Below are 2993 nucleotides of genomic sequence, written 5' to 3' on the forward strand. Positions count from 1 at the left end.
GGCTCGGGTACCTTCACCATCACCATTAAGGCTCCTTCCACCCCAGGCACCTACATCATCAAATACGACATGGTCAAGGAAGGAGTGACCTGGTTCAGTTGGGTGGGCTCTCCTATGCGTGTGCGGCAGGTGGTAGTGAGATAGGAGTCCCGTAGGTCAGCAAGGAGGGCAGGCCATGAGTATCGGCAAAACCCGGGGCTTTTTGTACTGGCTGGCCCGACTTATGGGCGATGTGTCTGCAGTCCAGAAGGGCAAAGTGGGCCGGCGGGTTGCAAGGAGGGTGGCGGGCAAGGCCACCGGTAGGGCGCTGAGGAAGCTGTTTAAGTGAAGGGTAGGCCTCAAAGATAAGGAGGAGGTATGACCCAGGTAGAAATACTGGAAGAACTCAAGAAGCTTACGATCCCAGAGCGCCTGACAATTGTCGAAGTCGTCCTGCGTCTGATTCGTGAAGACCTTGAGCACGGGCAACCGCTGAGCTGGACAGAGAGAAAACGTCAATTGGCCACAGCGGCTGAGGCTCTACTACCGGATTATGCAGCGGGCGGCGAGATGACCATCTTCACGGCTCTTGATAGCGAGGACTTTTATGCGTCGGGGTGAAGTGTGAGAAATGTGTCAGGAGGTTATTTGCAGAAGGCGCTACTGGAGAGGATTCAAGCCAAGGTTAAAGGGAGGAATTACCATTTCACACTTCACGCTGGGGATCGCATGACTGAAAGGCACATTTCCGTCAAGGAAGTTGAGCAGGCCTTGTTAAGCGGTGGTGCTGAGGTGATAGAGGACTATCCTGAAGACCCCCGCGGCCCTAGTTGTCTTGTCCTCGGCATAACGAGAGGCGGGCGGCCATTACATATACAATGTACCTATCCGCCCAATGTGGCGGTTATAACGGCTTATGAGCCGAATCCCGAGGAATGGATAGACTGGAGGATAAGGAGAGGAGGCAAGCCATGAAAACATGTCCATTATGTGGTGGGGAGCTGGAGGAGAAGATAGTTACCCATCCCCAGGAGTATAAGGGAAAGATCATCATTCTGGAGAATGTGCCTGCTGAGCTATGTCGCCAGTGTGGAGAGGTGCTACTGCGCCCCGATATCCTCGAAAGGGTGCAAGAAGTGGTGTGGTCTGAGGTAGCTCCTAAGCGCACGGCTTCCGTGCCTGTGTATGACTTGGCACAGCTCTAGAAAAGGAGGAGCTATGGCCAGTGGTTCCATTGTCAAAAGAGAAGGGAAAAGAGGGGCTGTCTATGCTATCGTGGCCCGGATGGACGCCGCCATTATAAGACGGTTGGGGAAAGAAAGATAGACGCCCAGCGAGCTTTGCGCCAGGTGCTGGCCCAAATTGATCGGGGCGAATATCAGGAACTGCCCGACATCAGCTTTGAAGAGTTGGCTGCTAAGTTCCTTGAGTCTCAGAGGGCAAGGGTAAGGGAAAAGACCTATCTGGGCTACCGTGGGCACCTGGAAGGAAGGCTAATCGGATATTTTAAGGGGCGAAAGGTTAAGACCATAAGGCCCGTGGACGTGGAGAGCTTTCTGGCCTCTATGGCCCAAGAGGGGGTATCGGCGGCTACCACAGCCAAACATCTGGGCACCTTGAAGATGCTCCTAAAGCGGGCTACTCAGTGGGGATATCTCACCAGAAGCCCGGCTGAACATGTAAGGCCACCTCGCATTCCCCAAAAGGAGATGGACTTTCTTTCCCCCGAGGAGATGCAACTCCTGATTGAGGCCACCGAGGAGCGGTATCGCCCGCTCATCATGTGCGCCTGTCTCACCGGTATGCGCCAGGGCGAAATTTTGGGGCTTCAGTGGGGGGATATCGATTTGAGAGCTCAAGAATCTTTGTCCGCCGGACTTGTCAGAGGGGCAGGTTCTATGAGCCTCAAAGCTCCTATTCCCGGCGGGCGGTCGTCATTCCTAACTCCCTGCTTGAGGCCCTTAAAGAGCACCAGATGCGCCAGCTTGTGGAGGGGCCGGCCTCGGATCAGGACCTGGTTTTCCCGAGTGTGGCGGGGAGGCCCATGGATCCCCACCAGGTCATTTGCCACGTTCTCTGGCCGGCTTTGGCCAGGGCGGGACTCAGGAGGATCCGTTTCCATGATCTAAGGCACTCCTATGCCGCTGCGCTTCTCTCAAGGGGGGAGAACCCCAAGTTTGTCCAGCGCCAGTTGGGCCATTCCCGCGTCCAGATTACCCTTGATCTCTACGGACATCTCCTGCCGGAGACCGAGCGTGAGGCTGCTGTCCGCCTGGAGCGAAACCTTTCCCCTCGGGCTACGGAGGAGGACAGCATACTATGAAAGTCGCCTGGAGGCCAGAACATTTGTGCTCAGCCAGAAATTTTGTAAAAAATTTGTGGCCAATTTGTGGCCAAGACTTGGAAAAACATGGCGAGATATGGGGCAACATGGCTTTTGGGAAATTGCTATTTTCCCTCGTCAGGGGCAATATGGGCAGCCATGGGCAAACATGGATAAAGGGTCGGGGCAGACTTAAAATCCGTTGTCCGCAAGGACGTGTGGGTTCGATTCCCACCTCGGGCACCACTTGTTTCAGTAGGACCTACCTTGTGGGGACATTGCTCTCGTGTTAGTTTTCTCTCTCCAGGGCTCTCATTATTTCTAGAATCTTTTGGTAGATCTCTTTGAGGAGATTGCCGTAGAGGGGGCCCGAGGTTAGCTTTTCTATGTTATTTAGAATCTCCTCTTCTCGGAGAGGATCATAGGCAGGGAGGCCAATTTTCTCCTTCAATTTTTTGAGCATGATGACTTTTTCGGCCCGCTGGTTCAAGATGGAGATGATCTGGCTGTCCAGGGAATCGATCTCCCTTCTCAGTCTGGCGATCTCCTCTTTGACTTCTCTTTCTGACAACGGAGACGGACCCCCTCTCTACTCTTGGCTGGCTGCAATGACTTATGACTTCTTATTGCCATGATTGTAGGTGCCTGGGGTGGAAGGAGCCTTAATGGTGATGGTGAAGGTACCCGAGCC

Annotated in this window: 6 protein-coding genes and 1 pseudogene; 6 read left to right on the forward strand and 1 reads right to left on the reverse strand. The window is 54.1% G+C overall.

Annotation, left to right across the window (positions count from 1 at the left end; genetic code table 11):
- The first annotated feature begins 175 nt into the window (after nucleotides 1-175).
- The 6 genes and pseudogenes from HW443_RS10255 to HW443_RS14060 all read left to right on the forward strand — a co-directional run bounded on the left by HW443_RS10255 (nucleotide 176) and on the right by HW443_RS14060 (nucleotide 2302).
- On the forward strand, nucleotides 176-328 hold the full coding sequence (locus HW443_RS10255; protein ID WP_176236807.1) for a hypothetical protein: 153 nt from the start codon (nucleotides 176-178) through the stop codon (nucleotides 326-328).
- Nucleotides 329-357: 29 nt separating this feature from the next.
- Nucleotides 358-600, forward strand: coding sequence for a hypothetical protein (locus tag HW443_RS10260; RefSeq protein WP_176235543.1), 243 nt, complete (start codon nucleotides 358-360; stop codon nucleotides 598-600).
- A 27-nt stretch (nucleotides 601-627) separates the two neighbouring features.
- Nucleotides 628-954, forward strand: coding sequence for a DUF4258 domain-containing protein (locus tag HW443_RS10265; protein ID WP_258188947.1), 327 nt, complete (start codon nucleotides 628-630; stop codon nucleotides 952-954).
- Complete coding sequence (locus HW443_RS10270; protein WP_176235544.1) at nucleotides 951-1184, forward strand: type II toxin-antitoxin system MqsA family antitoxin; 234 nt, start codon at nucleotides 951-953, stop codon at nucleotides 1182-1184. The genes HW443_RS10265 and HW443_RS10270 overlap by 4 nt, the downstream gene beginning before the upstream one ends.
- Nucleotides 1185-1328: 144 nt before the next feature.
- A pseudogene (locus HW443_RS14055) lies at nucleotides 1329-1829 on the forward strand (tyrosine-type recombinase/integrase); the annotation flags it as partial.
- 125 nt (nucleotides 1830-1954) lie between these two features.
- On the forward strand, nucleotides 1955-2302 hold the full coding sequence (locus HW443_RS14060) for a tyrosine-type recombinase/integrase (protein ID WP_407079593.1): 348 nt from the start codon (nucleotides 1955-1957) through the stop codon (nucleotides 2300-2302).
- A 289-nt stretch (nucleotides 2303-2591) separates the two neighbouring features.
- Here the strand turns inward: HW443_RS14060 and HW443_RS10285 are convergent, their stop codons facing one another.
- A complete protein-coding gene (locus HW443_RS10285; protein ID WP_176232019.1) occupies nucleotides 2592-2873 on the reverse strand; it encodes a chorismate mutase in 282 nt (93 codons plus the stop codon).
- Nucleotides 2874-2993 lie beyond the last annotated feature (120 nt).

It is taken from the genome of Candidatus Hakubella thermalkaliphila (genome assembly GCF_013281975.1).
Classification (GTDB): Bacteria; Actinomycetota; Humimicrobiia; order Hakubellales; family Hakubellaceae; genus Hakubella; species Hakubella thermalkaliphila.